The sequence below is a fragment of the Nostoc sp. 'Lobaria pulmonaria (5183) cyanobiont' genome, assembly GCF_002949795.1.
Classification (GTDB): domain Bacteria; phylum Cyanobacteriota; class Cyanobacteriia; order Cyanobacteriales; family Nostocaceae; genus Nostoc.
In genome coordinates this window covers 4,533,834-4,552,331 of record NZ_CP026692.1, presented here as the reverse complement: position 1 = coordinate 4,552,331, position 18,498 = coordinate 4,533,834, and the positions used below count along the sequence as shown (strand labels likewise).

The 18,498-nt window shown below is 41.3% G+C and carries 16 protein-coding genes and 1 pseudogene; 12 read left to right on the top strand and 5 right to left on the bottom strand.

Annotation, left to right across the window (positions count from 1 at the left end):
* Window positions 1–335: 335 nt before the first annotated feature.
* The 8 genes and pseudogenes from NLP_RS20015 to NLP_RS19980 all read left to right on the top strand — a co-directional run bounded on the left by NLP_RS20015 (window position 336) and on the right by NLP_RS19980 (window position 7,334).
* Window positions 336–1,493, top strand: a complete 1,158-nt coding sequence (locus NLP_RS20015) for a sulfate ABC transporter substrate-binding protein (protein ID WP_104907917.1) — start codon at window positions 336–338, stop codon at window positions 1,491–1,493.
* Window positions 1,494–1,613: 120 nt separating this feature from the next.
* A pseudogene (pstC, locus tag NLP_RS20010) lies at window positions 1,614–2,192 on the top strand (phosphate ABC transporter permease subunit PstC); the annotation flags it as partial.
* Between the two features lie 11 nt (window positions 2,193–2,203).
* The gene (pstA, locus tag NLP_RS20005; RefSeq protein ID WP_104907916.1) at window positions 2,204–3,103 is read left to right on the top strand and encodes a phosphate ABC transporter permease PstA; all 900 of its coding nucleotides are present in this window, start codon (window positions 2,204–2,206) and stop codon (window positions 3,101–3,103) included.
* Window positions 3,104–3,154: 51 nt separating this feature from the next.
* Entirely contained in the window at window positions 3,155–3,982 is an 828-nt protein-coding gene (gene pstB / locus NLP_RS20000; RefSeq protein WP_104907915.1) for a phosphate ABC transporter ATP-binding protein PstB, read from the top strand.
* A gap of 141 nt (window positions 3,983–4,123) precedes the next feature.
* On the top strand, window positions 4,124–4,348 hold the full coding sequence (locus NLP_RS19995) for a hypothetical protein (RefSeq protein WP_104909948.1): 225 nt from the start codon (window positions 4,124–4,126) through the stop codon (window positions 4,346–4,348).
* Window positions 4,317–4,598 carry a type II toxin-antitoxin system RelE family toxin gene (locus NLP_RS19990; RefSeq protein ID WP_104907914.1) on the top strand — a complete coding sequence of 94 codons (282 nt, stop codon included), beginning with the start codon at window positions 4,317–4,319 and terminating at the stop codon, window positions 4,596–4,598. Before NLP_RS19995 ends, NLP_RS19990 begins: the two co-directional genes overlap by 32 nt.
* A gap of 115 nt (window positions 4,599–4,713) precedes the next feature.
* Window positions 4,714–5,139: a hypothetical protein gene (locus NLP_RS19985; RefSeq protein WP_104907913.1), complete on the top strand. Its 426-nt coding sequence runs from the start codon at window positions 4,714–4,716 to the stop codon at window positions 5,137–5,139.
* An 83-nt stretch (window positions 5,140–5,222) separates the two neighbouring features.
* Window positions 5,223–7,334 carry a single-stranded-DNA-specific exonuclease RecJ gene (locus NLP_RS19980; RefSeq protein WP_104907912.1) on the top strand — a complete coding sequence of 704 codons (2,112 nt, stop codon included), beginning with the start codon at window positions 5,223–5,225 and terminating at the stop codon, window positions 7,332–7,334.
* A gap of 78 nt (window positions 7,335–7,412) precedes the next feature.
* On the opposite strand, the gene psb30 is transcribed toward NLP_RS19980, so the two are convergent.
* Entirely contained in the window at window positions 7,413–7,547 is a 135-nt protein-coding gene (gene psb30 / locus NLP_RS19975; RefSeq protein WP_199784655.1) for a photosystem II reaction center protein Ycf12/Psb30, read from the bottom strand.
* A gap of 287 nt (window positions 7,548–7,834) precedes the next feature.
* Here psb30 and NLP_RS19970 point away from each other — a divergent pair, with 287 nt between their 5' ends.
* The 3 genes from NLP_RS19970 (at window position 7,835) to NLP_RS19960 (ending at window position 9,055) form a co-directional block, all read left to right on the top strand.
* Window positions 7,835–8,185: a YkgJ family cysteine cluster protein gene (locus tag NLP_RS19970; protein WP_104907911.1), complete on the top strand. Its 351-nt coding sequence runs from the start codon at window positions 7,835–7,837 to the stop codon at window positions 8,183–8,185.
* A gap of 97 nt (window positions 8,186–8,282) precedes the next feature.
* Window positions 8,283–8,714 carry a TMEM165/GDT1 family protein gene (locus tag NLP_RS19965; protein WP_104909946.1) on the top strand — a complete coding sequence of 144 codons (432 nt, stop codon included), beginning with the start codon at window positions 8,283–8,285 and terminating at the stop codon, window positions 8,712–8,714.
* A gap of 38 nt (window positions 8,715–8,752) precedes the next feature.
* Window positions 8,753–9,055 carry a TMEM165/GDT1 family protein gene (locus tag NLP_RS19960; RefSeq protein WP_104907910.1) on the top strand — a complete coding sequence of 101 codons (303 nt, stop codon included), beginning with the start codon at window positions 8,753–8,755 and terminating at the stop codon, window positions 9,053–9,055.
* A gap of 132 nt (window positions 9,056–9,187) precedes the next feature.
* Here the strand turns inward: NLP_RS19960 and NLP_RS19955 are convergent, their stop codons facing one another.
* Window positions 9,188–10,114 (bottom strand): cobalamin-binding protein, encoded by a 927-nt coding sequence (locus tag NLP_RS19955; protein WP_104907909.1) that lies wholly within the window; start codon window positions 10,112–10,114, stop codon window positions 9,188–9,190.
* A 449-nt stretch (window positions 10,115–10,563) separates the two neighbouring features.
* On the opposite strand from NLP_RS19955, the gene NLP_RS19950 reads away from it, so the two are divergent.
* Complete coding sequence (locus tag NLP_RS19950; RefSeq protein ID WP_104907908.1) at window positions 10,564–12,789, top strand: ATP-binding protein; 2,226 nt, start codon at window positions 10,564–10,566, stop codon at window positions 12,787–12,789.
* Window positions 12,790–12,847: 58 nt separating this feature from the next.
* On the opposite strand, the gene NLP_RS19945 is transcribed toward NLP_RS19950, so the two are convergent.
* The 3 genes from NLP_RS19945 to NLP_RS19935 all read right to left on the bottom strand — a co-directional run bounded on the left by NLP_RS19945 (window position 12,848) and on the right by NLP_RS19935 (window position 18,341).
* A complete protein-coding gene (locus NLP_RS19945) occupies window positions 12,848–13,294 on the bottom strand; it encodes a GNAT family N-acetyltransferase (protein WP_104907907.1) in 447 nt (148 codons plus the stop codon).
* A gap of 193 nt (window positions 13,295–13,487) precedes the next feature.
* Complete coding sequence (gene pruA, locus NLP_RS19940; protein WP_104907906.1) at window positions 13,488–16,484, bottom strand: L-glutamate gamma-semialdehyde dehydrogenase; 2,997 nt, start codon at window positions 16,482–16,484, stop codon at window positions 13,488–13,490.
* A gap of 495 nt (window positions 16,485–16,979) precedes the next feature.
* Window positions 16,980–18,341: a hypothetical protein gene (locus NLP_RS19935; RefSeq protein ID WP_104907905.1), complete on the bottom strand. Its 1,362-nt coding sequence runs from the start codon at window positions 18,339–18,341 to the stop codon at window positions 16,980–16,982.
* Window positions 18,342–18,498: the final 157 nt, after the last annotated feature.

The following is an 18,498-nucleotide window of genomic DNA, read 5'->3' as shown; positions in this document are numbered from 1 at the left end:
GGCTAAATATGATACCTGCTGTAGTGCGGCTACTGTGTTTTAAAAAGAGCTTTATTGGCTAAAAAAAAGTCTAGTTTATACTACTGTTTTGTATTCCTCATCACATATTATTTAGCCAATATTATGTATCAATGCAATCGGATGTTTTCGCTTTCTAGCAAAAGAAACGTTTTGTGAAATGCCTTGCTAAATTAGATTTATTTGCTACTATTGAGCAGAAATTGCTCACTGAGTAAAAAAATTGAAGTCAAATGATAAATATCATTCTATATACCCTATAATTCTCATAATTACGGTATCCATCTAGAAATACCGTAGATTTAGGGGTGATTCTGATGAGCAAGTCGCAACAACCGACACAATTAAGCAAATTTCTAAGTGAGGGGATGCAGGCTTATGTTATGAAAGCTTTGCAGAATATACAACTCTCGTATCAACACGCAATTATAAGTTGGTTGAATGGACGCACTGTAAAAAGCTTTGTAAGTCTGTTTCTAATAAGTATTTTTTTTAGTCTAGCAGTTGCCTCCTGTTCTGGAAGCAGTTCAGCTAGCAAAAATGATGTTAAGTTAAAACTCGTATCTTTCTCTGTCACCAAAGCGGCTCATGACCAGATAATTCCCAAATTTGTCCAAAAGTGGAAGCAAGAACACAACCAAAACGTCACATTTGAGCAAAGTTATGGAGGTTCTGGCGCTCAAGCGGCTGCTGTCATTGCCGGTTCGCAAGAAGCAGATATAGTACATTTGGCACTTCCCCTGGATGTCAACAAAATTCAACAAGCAGGTTTAATTAAAACAGGTTGGGAAATAAAATCACCGAGAAGTGGTATTGTTAGCAGATCGGTTGCTGCGATCGTCACCCGCGAAGGCAATCCCAAAGGCATCAATACTTGGGCAGACTTGGCAAAAGATGGCGTGACATTGATTGCGGCTAACCCAAAAACTTCTGGTATTGCTATCTGGGAATTCTTGGCTTTTTGGGGATCAGTAAGTCTAACGGGAGGTGACGAAGCCACAGCATTAGATTATGTCACCAAAGTTTATAAAAACACCCCTATTCTGACGAAAGATGCTCGTGAAGCTAGCGATTTATTTTTCCAAAAAGGTCAGGGTGATGTCTTAATCAACTACGAGAATGAGGTAATTTTAGCAGGAAAAAATGGGACTAAACTACCTTATGTTGTACCCCAAGTCAATATTTCCATTGATAATCCTGTAGCCGTAGTTGATAAAAACATTGATAAGCACGGTACAAGGGAAGTTGCACAAGCATTTGTTGATTTCCTTTACTCAACAGAAGCTCAACGGGAATTTGCAAAATTACAATATCGTCCTGTTAACCCTAGCGTTACTCAAGAAGTAGCATCACAACATCCGCCAATTAAAACTTTATTCACATCTCAAGATTTAGGTGGATGGGATATTATCCAGAAAAAGTTTTTTGGAGATGGGGCAATATTTGACAAAGTGCAAGCTGCGAAGAAAGCATGATATTTATTTTCTCATGCAGCATTCTCTACTTGTAGATAGCCAAGCATAAGCAATTCGCACTCACTTTATCTCAATTGATAATTTATGAGCTTTCGTAGCCGATTTAAGGATAGCCTTTTCCAAGTAGCAGCAATTTTACGTCCAGCAGTCGAACTTTTAGCGGGAATACCTACTGTAGTATATGGTTACTTTGCGCTATTATTCCTTACACCATTGCTGCGGAATTTTATCCCTCTGGAAATATTCAACGCTTTGAGTGCGGGGTTAATGATGGGCGTAATGATTACTCCTACTGTTGGTTCTATCAGCTTAGATGCTATCCGAGCAGTTCCCCGTTCTTTGCGAGAAGGAGCTTATGCTTTAGGTATCACTAAACTGGAAACCATTTTTAAAGTAGTTCTCCCAGCCGCACTTTCTGGAATCATCGCCTCGATTATTTTGGGAATCTCTCGCGCTGTAGGTGAAACAATGACTGTCCTCATCGCCGCCGGACAACAACCAAGACTAACTGTTAATTTTGCGGAATCGATAGAAACAATGACAGCTTACATGGCACAGATTTCTGGTGGAGATAGTCCGCGTGGTAGTCTTAATTTCAAGACATTATATGCTGTAGGCGCTGTTCTATTTTTACTTACCCTTGCTTTGAATATTGTTAGTTACTGGATTGCTAATCGCTTTAAAGAAAAATACGACTAACATACATATATATGGCTACAAGTTATCAACAAGATGATTCTCTAGATTCTGCGGCAGAATTTACCGATAATGTTGAGAGTAGGGAAACATTAGGAAAAGTATTTGAAGTACTTTTTTTGTTAGGATTGCTGATTGGTTTATTTATCCTAGCCTTGCTACTTTTTGATATTTTTAGAGACGGATTAGGCAGATTTTTATCACCCGGCTTTCTCACGGAAACTCCTTCTCGTTTTCCTGACCAAGGTGGTATTCGTCCTGCAATTATCAGCAGTGTTCTTTTAGGATCTGTTGTGATTTTAGTGACTGTACCAATTGGTGTCGGAGCAGCTTTATATCTAGAAGAGTATGCACCTAAAGCTTGGTGGACAGCGATTATTGAGATTAATATCAGTAATCTTGCAGGTGTGCCTTCTATTGTCTATGGATTGCTGGGTTTAGGGGTTTTCAATTATTTGCTTGGGTTTGGCCCCGCTTTGATTTCTGGGGCATTGACTTTATCTTTATTGTCTTTACCAGTAATTATTGTGACAGCTAGAGAAGCAATTCGCGCTGTCCCAGATTCCCTGAGAAATGCTTCTTACGGATTAGGTGTCACAAAATGGCGAACTATCAGCAATCATGTCATACCCTATGCTGTTCCTGGTATTTTGACGGGGGTGATTATCTCTGTATCGCGCGCTATTGGTGATGCAGCCTCTCTAATTGTTGTAGGTGCTGTGGGTTTTCTCACCTTTAACCCTGGTTTGTTTCAGAGATTTATGGCATTGCCCATTCAAATTTACAGTTACATAACTCGTCCTGAACCAGGTTTTGCTAGTGCAGCAGCAGCCACAATTATTGCGTTGTTAGTCTTGATTTTACTTTTAAATGGTGTAGCGATTTATATTAGGCAACGCTTCTCAATACGTTAGGTAATTAAATATCTAATTGGATAGATTTACAAATATTAGGAGAACAGCCAAATGACTTATAGCAATAGTAGAAGTCAATCAGATAGTGCCACAATCGATCAAGAAAAGAGTGTCTTCAATGTTGAAGGTGTGAAAGTGTTTTATGGGGGATTTCTGGCACTTTTAGATGTCTATTTAAAGATTCCGAATAAACAAATTATTGCTTTTATTGGACCTTCAGGATGTGGTAAAAGTACTTTACTGCGTTGCTTCAATCGGATGAATGATTTAATCCCTGGAGCTAAGGTTGAGGGTAGACTGAATTATCGCGATCGCAATATTTACGATCCGAAGATCAATTCTGTAAAATTACGCCGCCAAGTCGGAATGGTTTTTCAAAGACCGAATCCTTTCCCCAAGTCAATATACGAAAATATTTCCTTTGGACCGCGTGCTAACGGTTATAAAGGTAACATCGATGAATTGGTGGAAGATTCCCTCAGACGCGCTGCTATCTGGGATGAAGTCAAAGACAAACTCAAAGAAAAGGGAACTGCATTATCTGGCGGACAACAGCAACGGCTTTGCATTGCTCGTGCGATCGCCATGAAGCCAGATGTATTATTAATGGATGAACCATGTTCTGCTCTCGACCCAATTTCTAGCCGCCAAGTTGAAGAACTCTGCTTAGAACTTAAGGAGCAATACACCATCATCATGGTGACACACAATATGCAGCAAGCTTCTAGAGTGGCAGATTTCACGGCTTTCTTCAATACAGAAATTGACGAGCATGGCAAACGTCGTGGCAAATTAGTTGAGTTTAACCCTACAGCCCAAATGTTCAGTTCTCCTCAAACTAAAGAAGCTGAAGATTACATCAGTGGACGCTTTGGTTAAAGAGGCATCACAGCATAAGGGGAAAGGTAAAAGCCAAGTTCAGTTGTGAGCAACTATTATTCGTTTGCTCTTTAACCTTTCCCCGCAGTACAAGCTGAGACTAGGTAATATATACATCTAACCATGAATAAAAGGTATACAGTGGAAATTCAAGAATTAAAAGCATTGATTAAAGAAACTATGCGTGAAGTTCTGCAAGAAGAAAGACTTCGCCTTTGCCAAATTCTTATTCCTTACATAAATGATGATGAGCAACGTGAACTTGAAGCCGAATTTGGTGTACCTTCAGATGATGCTGAGGATGAAGTAATTGATCTGACCGATTGGGTAAAATATGGCAATAAAATTTCGCAAAAAAGCGATTAAATTTTTAGAAAAAGCCAATCCTGAAGATGTTGAAAATATTCGGGAGCAAATTAAACAAATTGTTATTGCTGTCGAAGACCAAGGCATTATTCCATTTACAGAACTAGATATCAAAAAGATCAAAGGTGATTGGGAGGGATTTTACAGACTACGTATAGGTAAAAACAGAATTATTTTTACAGTCGATATTGATTCCAAAGACATCGAAATTTACGCTATTGGTGCGAGAGGAGATGTTTATAAAAAATAATTAGTAATTAGTAATTTAAAAAGTGGGAATTAGCAAAGTAATTCTGGAAAATATACTGAGGCTTGACATTCCGAAACTAAAGTAATATTTCAGTTTAGTACTTATACTGTGTATTATGTTTAAGCCTCTGTCATTTGCTTTAGTTACAGCTACCGTTCTAGTTGCATCAATCAATAATCCCAGTACTACCTTAGCTCGAACTTGTGCCTCTAAGTGTGGGTCGCACCCAATTCAGTTTACGCCTGGGCAACACATCAGAGTTGAAGTTGTAAATAGCACACCTAACCTGATCAAAATCCAAAAACCCTCCGGGACTGATGCAATATCCTTGAGTCCAGGGCAGAAATTAAATCTAGAACAAATAGAGGGTACGGAGCCAAATACATCTTTGATATTTTGGAGCGAAACAGGTTTATCACTACAAGCAATTGTCTCCAAACCTAACTTTGGCACATTGCGGCTGGAACTCCGTCCGACTTTGCACTCTCCAGGCGATCGCTCGTTATATATTATGGATGATGGTAGGATAAACGTGTTTTAGACAGCAAATTAATGTTATTAGTTGTGAGTTAAGAAATAACTTTAAATTCAAAACTCCTAACTAATAACTCCTAACTTTATACTGTGCTAGACCGACCTGTATCTGAACTATCAAAACCTAGCAGGCGCTTACCTGATCAGCGCTGGCAAATTTATCCGCAGAAACCAGAATTTGCCCAAAAGCTGGCGGTTTTGACAAATATTTCGCCTATTATCAGTCAGTTGCTGATTAATCGGGGTATGGAAACACCAGAACAGGTACAAGCATTTTTAGAGCCAGAGTCTTTAGTTTTGCCTTCGCCGTTAGAAGATTTCCCAGATTTGGCGATTAGTTTGGAGTTGTTGCAAAATGCGATCGCTTCTCAAACAAAAATTGCTATTTGTGGTGATTACGATGCTGATGGAATGACCAGCACTGCTCTACTTTTGCGTAGTCTCCGCACTTTAGGCGCACAAGTAGATTATGCTATTCCCAGCCGGATGCACGAAGGTTATGGTATTAATAAACGCATAGTTGAAGAATTTCACAGCGAAGGTGTGGGATTAATTCTCACTGTAGATAATGGTATCTCTGCGTTTGAACCAGTTGCGAGAGCTAGAGAACTTGGTCTTGCAGTTATTATCACCGATCACCACGATATCCCCCAAAAATTACCGCCAGCTAACGCTATCCTCAACCCTAAGCTAATAGCCGAATCGTCACCCTATCGGGGTGTTGCAGGTGTTGGTGTTGCCTATATTTTGGCAGTGTCTCTAGCACAACAACTAGGGGAGACTAAGGGCTTGATCCAGCCGATGCTAGCACTTTTTACATTGGGAACGATCGCAGATTTAGCCCCCTTAACTGGCGTAAATCGCCGCTGGGTGAAACGTGGTTTACAGCATTTACCCAAATCCCATTTAGCTGGGGTGCAGGCCTTAATTCAGGTAGCTGGGGTGCAGGTGAGGGGAGAGGGAGCAAGGGAAGCAGGGGAAGCAGGGGAGAAAAAATTCAATATTCCTAACTCCTCAAATCCCAAATCGCTCAAGCCTGAAGATATTGGGTTTCGCTTGGGGCCGCGAATTAATGCTATTGGTCGGATTGGTAATCCCCAGACTGTCATTGAATTGCTGACTACAGATGATATGGGGTTGGCGCTGGAAAGAGCAATGCAGTGTGAACAAATCAACGCCTCTCGCCAGCTAATGTGTGAGCAAATAGAACAAGAAGCGATCGCTTATGTAGAGACACAATTTGTTGCATCTCTACAACAAGACCGTGTATTAATTGTTGTGCAACCCAATTGGCATCACGGCGTTATTGGTATCGTCGCCTCCCGCTTGGTAGAACGCTACGGTGTTCCCGTGTTCATAGGAACTTATGAGGATGAACAACACATACGCGGTTCAGCACGCTCAATTCCAGAATTTCATGTATTTGAAGCTTTGGAATATTGTCACGATTTACTAGGCAAATTTGGCGGACACAAAGCAGCCGGAGGATTCTCTTTACCAGCACAAAATTTACAGGTGTTGCGATCGCGTTTGATTGAATTTGCTAACCAGTGTCTTAAACCCCAACATCTCAAACCTCTGCTCAAAATTGATGCCGAAATCAACCTCAATCATCTCAATCAGCAGCTTTATCAACAGCTTAATGCTCTACACCCCTGCGGTATGGACAACCCCGATCCAGTTTTCTGGACATCTAATGTCCAAGTGGTTGAGCAAAAAATCGTTGGTAAGGGTCACATTAAACTGACAGTTGCCCAAACTATTGATAATCAGGAGTATAGAATTAAAGCGATCGCCTGGCGTTGGGGCGACTATTTCCGTTTACCATCGCGAGTGGATATCGCTTACAAACTGCGAGAAAATTACTTTAACGGTAACACCAGCATCGAGCTAGAGTTAATCGGTGTTAGACTGCCAATTCAGCTTCAACAATTTTTTGGTTCGCCACCTATCCAGTCAAGCACCACCTTTGAGTACAACCAGCGACAATATACTTGTGGTTTCTATAAAAATGGTATTAAAGCAGAATTAAGAATTAGAAATTCTGAAGGCAAAGTATTAGCCATGCAGCCAGGACATATAATTGGTTTGTTGGGCACTAATCGTCAAAACGCTAAAGAAGTTGATATTTCTCAACCACAGTATGACAATATTATCCAAGCTGCCCTTCAGGCGTTATCAGTACTGAGTGCTGAGTTATGAGTTATGAGTTATGAATTCTTAATTCACTTCTCACTCCTAACTCTTAACTGTTAATTCCTTAGTCAGCACTCAGCACTCTTATAGGTTGCCGTTGCGAAATGCCAGCAAAAAGATTACCACTGGCCCAGCAATTACAATTAGTGCCACGGACAGCAATTGGAAAATAACTTCCCAATTGATACTGGTAAAAGCGTTAAACAAAGAGTCAAACATTTTTCCTTTTCTCCTCCCAATAGTCTTAAAAAATTCAATAACTTAATTAGAACAACCCGAAATCGATCATATCTGGCTATGGCCTGTTAGATTTAATTTACTTAACAAAATTATAAGAAAAGACATAAAAACGTAAAATAGGGGAATTGGGCAGAAGAGGCACAGGGGTAGGGCGAAGGGTGCAGACGAGAGGAATTGTCCCCCTGCTCCCTTCTCGCGTTCGGCTCCCCACTCCCCACTCCCCACTCCCCACTCCCTGCTCCCTGATCCCTAATCCCTAATTCAAAATGTCAACTTGGCAATGTGTAAAGCAATGTGGAGCGTGCTGTAATCTCGATCCAGCAGAGCGTCCAGACTTGGAAGAGTATCTCTCTCCACCAGAACTAGAACTCTACCTCAGCATGGTAGGCGAAGGGGGATGGTGCGTTAATTTCGACCACACCACGCGAGAATGTCGCATCTACCCCAATCGTCCGCGCTTCTGCCGTGTGGAATCAGAAGTGTTTCAAGATATGTATGGGGTTGAACCAGAAGAAGTCAACGATTTTGCTATTGACTGCTGTCGCCAGCAAATAGAAGGAGTTTATGGCGATCGCAGTTTAGAAATACTACGCTTCGACAAAGCTGTTGGCCTTTGACACCCAACCTCCTTTTTTGTGTGGGTTGCAATTTATGACAAAAATCTGAGAAAATGATAGAAATATGAAAAGACCCTTGCAACCAAAACTACTACCTGTGAAACTTGACTCTGTACCTTTGGAGATTTCTGGCATATCTCAGACTGAGATCGAGCTAGAACTGGAAGACAGCAATGATTTTAACTTAACTCCCGCGATCGCTTCGTCAGTTCAGCCTGTAATTGCCGATAGTCCTCAAAAGCAGCAATCAGCGTTAGTAATTTTTGGTACGACTTTTGTAACTATTTTTCTAGCAGAAATTGGAGATAAAACTCAGCTATCCACTCTGTTAATGAGCGCACAATCTCATTCGCCGTGGGTGGTATTTATTGGATCTGCGGCGGCGCTAATAACTACCAGCTTATTAGGTGTGCTTTTAGGTAGTTGGATAGCCAATCGACTCAGCCCAAAAACTGTAGAAAAATCAGCCGGCGTAATGCTGTTGGTAATTTCTCTAATGCTATTTTGGGATGTATTTATTGGTCATTAGTCATTAGTTATTGGTCATTAATCTCCCCCCTAAATAATATGGATTGGCATCTTTTAGGACTGAGCTTTATTACGGTTTTTTTATCAGAATTGGGTGACAAAAGTCAGCTAGCGGCGATCGCACTTTCAGGACGTTCTAATTCTCCACGTGCAGTATTTTTTGGTGCAGCAGGCGCATTGCTGTTGACAAGCCTGTTGGGATCGTTAGCAGGGGGTGCAGTAGCCGAATTATTACCTACACGTGTTTTAAAAGCGATCGCGGCTGTCGGATTTGCCATTCTTGCTGCACGCCTGCTGTTATTTAACAATGAACCATCGGTAGATTCTGAACAAACACCTTAGAGAAGAATTCAGAATCCAGAAATCAGAATTATTGTTCGTGGGCGATTGGAACGCGCCAAGGTTTTGAACCAATCTCACTCAGCCGGACTTGAATTCATACTGAATTCTGACTCCTGAGTTGTGAATTCTTCTTTACAAAGGTTCCCAACCAGTTCCTTTGTAGCCGTATTGAAAAATTTCTGGATGCAAAATCTCTGCCAAAATTTCTAGAGAATCTACCAGTCGCGGTCCTGGACGATTGAAGTAAGAATTGCCATCAGTAATGTAGACTCTACCAGCTTCGGTAGCGTGTAGTTTTTCCCACTCTGGACGTTGAGTTAATAAATTGGCTTCTTGGCGAGTACGATTTAAATCAAAGCCACAAGGCATAAAAACAATTACATCGGGATTAGTTGTTAATAGTGTTTCCCACGGCAAGATCGGAGAAGGCTGACCTGTAGCGCAAAATAGAGACTGTCCTCCTGCTAAGTTAACTAATTCAGGAATCCAATTAGCGGCGACCATTAAAGGATCAGTCCACTCGATACAGGCGACAGTAGGCACTTCATCTAAAGAAAGTCCTTGGATTTTTTGCTGACAAATTTTGACGCGAGCTTCTAAATTTCCTAAGACTTTTACCGAGTCTACGCCAAAGGTATTGCCGACTCGCTCAATGTCAGCCCAAACATCCTGGAGAATATTGGGTTGTAAAGAAATAATCTGAGGTTTACTGTCAATGAGTGTAGCAACTGCCTTTTCAACATCGTGTAAGCTGACAGCACAAACGTCGCACTGGTCTTGAGTGAGAATGTGGGTAGGCTGCAATTGCTCTAAAACATCTGTTTTAATTTCATAAATGCTAAGAGCAGATTGCAATAAACTGTTCACTTCGTCGTGAATTTGGCTGCTGGAGGCATCACTGTTTAAACGTGCTTGGGTACAAATGGGACGATTGAGGATTTCTGGAGGATAATCGCATTCGTGCGATCGCCCTACAATAGCATTAACCAATCCTAGTGTCGCTAAAATCTCTGTTCCACCAGGAATTAGAGAAACAATTCTCACATCACTATCTGTCATCTGCTCCACCTCCACAAAAGCTGCCGTTACCTTAAGTTTGGCAGAATTTGAGTCATTAGGTATCTTTCTCTAGGAGAATCAAGGGTATTTTGCTAGTCAGTACTAAGCTAGAAGTTGAACTGGGGATTGAGTATTGGGAAGAGTCTTTAATATTCCCCAGTCCCAAATTAAAAATACTATACTACTTATACTACTTGATAGTAGAATTACTTGATAGTGAAATTACTTGAAATGCTAATTATCCCCTGGCAAAAACCACTGGTATGAAGTAATAGAAGTAATGAGCAAAATTTAGCTTATAACTAATTAACCAGAATCATAAAATTTGATTAGAAAAATTATACTTTCCGGTTATGAAAAACCATACCAAGTAATTGTAGTTATACAAAGATAGTTCTACTTTTTCCGTAGAACTGCAAGTCCAAATTATTTCTTCTTGAGGGCAAGTAATGCAGGTGGTGTCAGCTAGAGATATTACAGAGCACAACCAGGCCCAAGAGGCTTCACGAATCAGAGAAAATAGTCGGCGAAGACAAAGCCAGACGCTGGTGCAACTGGCAAGAAGCAAGACATTTCAGCAAGGTAATCTCAATGCGGTGTTGAGGGAAATCACAGAAACTGCTGCTCGGACGCTGTTAGTAGAGCGAGTTGGGGTATGGTTATATAATGAAGAACGTTCAAAAATTGAATGCATCGATTTATATGATGTCAGGACTAAGGAGCATACCTTTGGTAACTCGCTTTTAAAAACAAATTTTCCTGCTTATTTTCAGGCTTTAGAAGAGGAACGTACCATTGCCGTAGATGATGCCAGAAACGACATCAGAACCCAAGAATTATCAGAGTCTTATCTTTCAGTTTTGGGCATCACATCTATACTAGATGCACCAATTTGGCTAGAGGGTCATTTGGTAGGCGTAGTGTGTCACGAACACATAGGCGAAGCTCGCCAATGGACTTTAGAAGAAGAGACTTTTGCTGGTTCGATTACAGATTTTGTGACGCTGGCTATGGAAGCGAGCGAGCGAAACATTGTACAGGAAGCACTGCGACAGAGTGAGGCACAATTTCGGGCGATTTTTGAGCGTTCCTCTATCGGCATTGGACTTATAGATATGAAAGCGCAGATAGTCGATACTAATCTGGCACTGTGCGAAATTTTAGGATACAGCCAAGAAGAGTTATACGGCAAGCGCTTTACAGATTACATTTCCATAGAAAGGGAAGATTTAAAACTTTACAAACAACTGATGTCAGGAATTCGCACGGACTTAAAGAGAACTTCGAGGGAAGGTTTACAACCCTCCAAACATCAGGAACAGCTTGTCGAAAGACATCGGATTGAGATCGAAAGACGCTGCCAGCATCAAAATGGTAGCTTAGTTTGGACTCATATCTCTGTTTCTGTTATACCAGGCAGCAATGGTGAACCTGAGTTTTTTCTAGCGATGATTGAGGATATTACTGAACGTAAGCAAACAGAGTTGAAAATACGTGCTTCTCAAGCAGCAGAAGCTGCCAGTCGGGCAAAAAGTGAATTTTTAGCAACTATGAGCCATGAGTTGCGGACGCCTCTGAATGCGATTATGGGTTTGTCACAGTTACTGCAACAAGAAATAGTTGGCTCTTTGAATGAAAAGCAGAACGAATATGTAAGTTGTATATATAGTAGTGGCGAACATCTACTGGCAGTGATTAACGATATCCTTGACTTATCTAAAGTAGAAGCAGGTAAGGAAGAACTGTTATTATCATCTTTGTTAGTGTCAGATATATGTAATTATGCCATCTGGACAGTGCGCGATCGCGCCTCAGAAAAGGGATTGCAACTCACATATAAAATTGACCGAGAAGCTGATATTTGCGTTGCTGATGAACGGCGCATCAAGCAAATGCTACTCAACCTGCTGAGCAATGCCATTAAATTCACTCCAGCAGGTGAAGTATCGCTGCTAGTCAAAAAAGTACCACAAGGGATAACGTTTACAGTTTCAGATACTGGCATTGGTATAGATTCAAGCCAGTTTCAATTTATATTTGAACCGTTTAAACAACTTGACAGTCGGTTAAATCGGCAGTATGAAGGCACTGGTTTGGGTTTAGCCTTGACACGCAAATTAGCACGTTTACATGGTGGAGATGTCACCTTTACATCAACTTTAGGAAAGGGCAGTCAGTTCACTCTGTTTCTACCAAATCCAGAGCGTCTGGAAAATGAGGAAGATGAGATAGATGAGGTAGATGAGACAGAAGAGGAAGCAAATTTTACCTCGTCCTCCTTATTCTCCTCTTCTCCTGTTATTCCCACAAATAAAACTATTTTGCTTGTAGAAGAAGAGGAAAACACTGCAACACTGTTGCAAGATTATCTCCACACAATTGGCTACCAAGTCAAATGGATAGATAATGCTAACGAATTTTTGAAACAGGTAGAAAGCTTCCAACCAGATTTAGTTTTTTTTGATTTCCAGTTAGTAAAAAATGTTCATATCGGGAATTTGCTAAATATCCTTACAAAAGAGCCTTATCGGAAACATTTACCGATTATAATGATGACCTTTAGCGAACTTTTAGAGGAGGAAATTGCCACGTTACCAGGTAGTCTTAATGATTACCTTGTTAAGCCAATTCGGATAGTCCAGCTAGAGTCAATCCTGATGAAATATTTGAGTTAATTGCCCATAAAAATACATTTTTGTACGAACAATTCGTGAAAAAAATTACTATATATTTTTAATTTAGCTGTGTAAACTTTTTTCTCATTTTAACATGGAGAATACTAGCTTCTTCAAATATTTCTCCTTCTTCTACAAAATCGAGTTTCTTGTATAAGTCTTTCACATATTCTTGAGCATGAATCACTACTTCTGGAATATTTTGGTTAGCTATCACCTGTAGGGCATTTTCCATAATTTTTTTACCAATACCCTGCCCTCTAACTATCGATAAAACAGCTAACCTTTCTATTTTAGCAGTTTTATCATCTAAATATCTGATTCTGGCAGTACCCACAGCTTCCAGATTTAAATAAGCAATTAGATGATCGGATATTTCATCTTTGCCATCAAATTCTAAAGCAGGATCTACCCCTTGTTCTTCTTGAAAAACTGATTTTCTAATTGCTTGAATTGCCGGAAAATCTTCAGGTAATTCAGCAATGTTTATAACTAAATTACTCATGAAACTCTCTTTGAGGTTACTACCTATTTTAGTTTAACGTGAGTTTGATACACCTCTCCCTGCTTTGAACGAAAGTGTAAATCTGTCCCTTTGTAAGTCAGACAGGAAGGGTTTTACGCAGTAAAATCAGGGAGAGGTGTTTTGATTGTCCTAATTAGACGGACACTATATGAGCCGTGGAATTCACGTTAGTTTAATCTGCTCCTTCAATTGGTGCAAAACCTTGACGTTGAATATTTTCTGTCACCGCGCGTGGTTCTAAAAATTGCAGTAAGTAATCGGGGCCACCTGCTTTAGAACCTACTCCAGAAAGTTTGAATCCACCAAAGGGTTGCCGTCCAACGATCGCTCCGGTAATATTGCGGTTGATGTACAAATTACCGACTTCAAACTCTGTCTGCGCCTGTTGAATGTGCGAAGGCGTTCTAGAATAAAGTCCGCCAGTTAAGGCGTAATTTGTACCGTTGGCGACTGCTAACGCTTCCTGGAAATCTTTCACCCGAATTACCGCCAGCACAGGGCCAAAAATCTCTTCCTGGGAAATTACCGCATTTGGTGATACTTCACTAAAAATAACTGGCCCGATAAAATATCCTTGTTCGGGTGCTGGTAATTCCAACGCCACTTCTGCTTCTGCCTTACCCTTCTCAATATACTCGCGGATGCGATCGCGGGCATTAGCATCAATTACCGGCCCAACTTGTGTACTTGGTAACTCTGCTTCCCCAATGTTCAAGGATTTTGTCGCTTCTACCAACCGTTGCACAAAGGCATCATAAATCGGTTGCAGCACAATCACCCTGGAGGCGGCAGAACATTTTTGGCCGCTATAACCAAATGCTGACTGCACTATCCCCACAACAGCTTGGTCTAAATCAGCACTTTCATCGACAATGATGGCATTCTTGCCGCCCATTTCAGCAATCACGCGTTTCATGTGCTTTTGTCCGGGTTTCAAAATTGCCGCTTCTGCGTAAATTCTACAACCTACTTCTTGAGAACCCGTAAAAGCAATTACATGAGTATCTGGATGATTTACCAAATGAGCGCCGACTTGCGAACCCTTGCCAGGTACGTATTGAAATACACCTTTGGGCAAACCAGCGTCTACTAAGATTTCTGTGAGTTTCGCTGCAATCACAGAAGACGTTTCCGCAGGTTTGAGGAGAGTGCAATTGCCGGAAACCAAAGCTGCAACAGTCATTCCACAAGCGATCGCTAGCGGGAAATTCCAGGGAGAAATTACTACAGCAATCCCCCGTGGCTGGTAAATATAATGATTAGTTTCACCAGGTATGTCGTAATTCACACCTTTTTCTAACCGTTCTATCTCATCAGCGTAGTAACGACAAAAGTCTATCGCTTCCGAAACCTCTCCATCAGCTTCCTTAACTGGTTTCCCAACTTCCAAAACTATCCAAACTGAAAGTTCAGCGCGGCGGAGTTCCATCAAATCACCCGCTTTCCGCAAAATATCAGCGCGTTGTTTAGCTGGTGTTTTCTTCCACCCAGGAAATGCCGCTTTGGCAGCTTGCATCGCCTGTTCTGCTTGTTCAACGCTAATCAACCCAACTTTACCAATTACCTCACTGAACTTAGAAGGATTGAGAGAATCAACAAATTCCGGTGGATTAACATATTCTCCATTAATTAGCGGTAAATAAGTTTTACCAAGTTGTTGGCGAACGTTTTGGAAAGCTTGCGCCGCTTTCGTTCTCACCTCTTCCTCAGCGTAATCGGTATCAGCAGCACCGAGGAAATGAGAGTCAGGAGTTTGAAGAGACGCGATTAATCGCGTCTGTACGTTCTTCTCCTCTTTGACAATCGGCGGCGCTAATAATTCCTCAATCGGACGATTTTCGAGATTTTGCCGTAAAAAAGAACTATTAGCTGTATTTTCCAACAATCGCCGAATTAAATAGGCCATCCCAGGTAATAATTCACCATAGGGACAGTAAACTCTCACCCGATAACCTTTATCAACCAACGCCTTGGCAACTTTATCACCCATACCGTAGAGGACTTGTAATTCAAAGCGACGGCGAGGGACATTTAAACTTTCAGCTATGGCAATGGCGCGAGAGTGCGATCGCACGTTATGGCTACCAATGGCAGAATAGACATATTGATGATTTTCTAACAACAACTGAGTGATGGTTTCAAAGTTAGCATCAGTTGCGGCTTTGTCGTTGTAAACTGGCTGTTTCCAATGCTTCTGCGCTGCTTTAATCGTTTCTTGATCCCAATATGCGCCTTTCACCAAGCGAATTGTTAAGGGATAACCGCGCTGTTTCAACCAAGAAATTAAGTCTTCGGTATCTTGTTCGCTATCACGCAGATATGCTTGGATTGTCATACCAATATCTGTGCGTTGCCGAAACTCTTCTTCTAGTAAGAGTTTTTTCAAGATGTTGAAAGTTATATCTTTATAAGCATACTGTTCCATATCAAAATGCACAGCTGCACCCAACTCTTTAGCACGACGTAAGAGAATACGAATGCGATCGCTAACTCGCTCCTCACTACCTTTAGCATCTAATGGGTCAAATTGGGAATAAAACGCCGTTAACTTCACAGAAACCTGAACTTTTGGGATTGCTTCGCCATCAGCCTCATCAATAGCCGGAATAGCTGCCCAATTCTTTGATGCTTCCACCAATTGTTGGATTAATTCTAGATAGCGTTCTAGATAAGACTGCGCTTCCGCTTCGGTAATTACGGCTTCACCGAGTAAATCGATAGTGAAAGCCATTTTTTCTTTTCGTAGTCGTTCAACTGTTTTGATGACTTGTTTAATGTTTTCCCCAGAAATATATTTATGGGCAAGCGTCTCAACGGCTGTACCAACAGTTGTAGCAGCAACTTGCCCTGGCATAGAGTCGGGGTTAGCAAAGTTTAGCATTCCCTTCAAAGCTGACGGTAATTCTACCGATTCATCGCCTAAATATTCTTGTAAATGTGAGGCAATTTCTGATTTACTGTGCAAAGCAGGTAGCGTATCTATAAAGCGAAATAGTTGCACCCGCAACCCAGGATTACTCATCGCCCAAGCTAGTAATTTATCATCCCAACGCATTTGATCCCGCAGGGAAGAAAAAAACGAACGATTTTCCTGCGTTACTACTAGAAGTTGTTTAGCAATTTCTTGGGTTTTAGCTTCGTAGGTGCTTGTTTGTACTTGTAATACCACTGATAATAAACTCCGTAAATCAAGGCAAGGCTTTTTGTACAAAGCCTATGTCTTCTATTTTGACGCTTTCATTTAGCTGTCACCATTATGCGGAATTCGTAATTCACATAGCGCAAGGATTCCATTGATTTTAAATGATGTACTTACGCCGTGCGTTCTAGCGGGACTCAGACAAAAAGTAGCTACAAAAAAGGCTCAAATGTATACATAGAAAAACTTCGACATCGTTTTGCCTAGTTTCTTGATATATTTGGGTTTGAAGCATTTTTGAGTTTTTGGTGTATTTGCCTTGTAGTGCAAGGGTTTGAGGCTTGTTTCTGGCTCAAAAATGTTCAAGTCACGTTATTCAACAAACCCGCTTGTCAATAGGCTTTGAGATGCGCTAGCCCTGTATGGTTAACATAAAGCGAGGAGCGATCGCTTATTTACTGGCTAGTGAACAACCATTCGCTCCCAACACTCAAGAGAACTTACTTAGATACATAAAGCGATCGCTCATTCTTGCATCCCTTCGTATAACAGTCGTGCAAACAGCCGTGCGCCATCATCTATCTTCAACCGCGCATAAGTGGGTGGTTCACACGTTCCTACTGTTCGCAAATCGGACAATAGCTCTGGGTGAAACTGACATGTAAACGATCGCCGAATCCGTTTACTCTCAAAATCTTTATAGATAATGCAAGTAGCAGAACATTCGGTAACAATTTCATCGTCAATGGTAGTAGAACACAAAATCTCGATCGCATCCGGCAGTTTCAGTAACCAGGCCAGCCGACTACCTGCTAAAATCGACCGATGAGGAATAATGGCATCATGCAGCAAGCGGTATGCCCAGTTAGCAAATAAGATTGCTTCTTCATTAACCTCATCTGAATGAAACATGGCAATATTGACTTCCCGTTCATACTTAATGGCGGTGTCAATCACGCCTTCATATTCATCAGCAGTGATTTCGTGAGCGGTGATTAGGTCTTGAGGAATATCAACAGCCTCTGCATCCGGTGATTGGTAGTGATGCAGCCGCCGATCGCCAACTTCCTTGTGTTCGTTCGGGCCAACAGCAAATTCTGGATGATCCCAGCCTTCGGCGATGACGTGCCCATTTCGCTTGGTAATTTTTAGGGAACTGCCAACTGTTTCAATTTGTTGACAAACGCGCTTCAGGGCTTTTAACATTTTGCCATTGCGGTCTCTCGGTAGATATTCTAAACTCAGCACTTGCTGAACCGCCCGTTTAATCAAATTGATATGTCCTTGCGCCGCCAGTTGATGTCCCAAACAAATAAACAGCGCTAAAGCACTTATCGGCGAGCGCGAGATCAACAACTTTTCAACCAAACAATGGAGATCGTTGAGGGAACATTTGCCACCCTCAAAAGTAGAAGCATCCCGTACTGAGGGATCGCCACCTTCTACTACTACAGCTAACCCCGACGTAATCAAAGGTACCACTACATCAGGATCGAGTAGTCCAGAAGACCATACAGGAAACAAAATTGAATCGCAATCGGCAATTTTTTGAGCGATGTATGCAACATTCAGCGATGCTCGAACATCTTCTCCTAATGGATTTTGTCCGACGTGTTTCCAAGGTTCAATGATGGCGATCGCATTGCGAAATAGACAAGGGTATTTCATCAGAAATTCTAAATCTGACTGCGAGTTAATTACCTTCTCCAATGGTTTGCCATATCCCCACTGAAATTTGGCGTTTTCTATGAGTAACGATGTGTCTGGTAAAGGATCGGGAGAGTGGCGATCGGCAAGAAATTGACCGATGAGAATATGCATAGATTCAAAGTCAGAATCCCCTTCACTTAAATAACCAGGACGCAGCCGCCAATTGTCCAAGATCATAATTTGCCTGTATTATATATCACATTTTTAATCGACTGATGTCCCGCAAAGTCTCTGAGATTAGATCAGGTTGAATACTGATTACAAATCTTGATAAGAAAGAAGACAACCACAACCCCAGATAAAACCATGATTGAGGAGGGGGAGGTGTCCATAA

Excerpts from the sequence above, each read along its gene's own strand:
- NLP_RS19945 (WP_104907907.1), bottom strand. The coding sequence starts at position 13,294 with ATGAGTAATTTAGTTATAAACATTGCTGAATTACCTGAAGATTTTCCG.
- NLP_RS19955 (WP_104907909.1), bottom strand. The coding sequence starts at position 10,114 with ATGACAGATAGTGATGTGAGAATTGTTTCTCTAATTCCTGGTGGAACA.
- NLP_RS20015 (WP_104907917.1), top strand. The coding sequence starts at position 336 with ATGAGCAAGTCGCAACAACCGACACAATTAAGCAAATTTCTAAGTGAG.
- pstB (WP_104907915.1), top strand. The coding sequence starts at position 3,155 with ATGACTTATAGCAATAGTAGAAGTCAATCAGATAGTGCCACAATCGAT.
- NLP_RS19970 (WP_104907911.1), top strand. The coding sequence starts at position 7,835 with ATGTCAACTTGGCAATGTGTAAAGCAATGTGGAGCGTGCTGTAATCTC.
- NLP_RS19985 (WP_104907913.1), top strand. The coding sequence starts at position 4,714 with ATGTTTAAGCCTCTGTCATTTGCTTTAGTTACAGCTACCGTTCTAGTT.
- NLP_RS19990 (WP_104907914.1), top strand. The coding sequence starts at position 4,317 with ATGGCAATAAAATTTCGCAAAAAAGCGATTAAATTTTTAGAAAAAGCC.
- NLP_RS19935 (WP_104907905.1), bottom strand. The coding sequence starts at position 18,341 with ATGATCTTGGACAATTGGCGGCTGCGTCCTGGTTATTTAAGTGAAGGG.
- psb30 (WP_199784655.1), bottom strand. The coding sequence starts at position 7,547 with ATGTTTGACTCTTTGTTTAACGCTTTTACCAGTATCAATTGGGAAGTT.
- NLP_RS19960 (WP_104907910.1), top strand. The coding sequence starts at position 8,753 with ATGGATTGGCATCTTTTAGGACTGAGCTTTATTACGGTTTTTTTATCA.
- pstA (WP_104907916.1), top strand. The coding sequence starts at position 2,204 with ATGGCTACAAGTTATCAACAAGATGATTCTCTAGATTCTGCGGCAGAA.
- NLP_RS19950 (WP_104907908.1), top strand. The coding sequence starts at position 10,564 with ATGCAGGTGGTGTCAGCTAGAGATATTACAGAGCACAACCAGGCCCAA.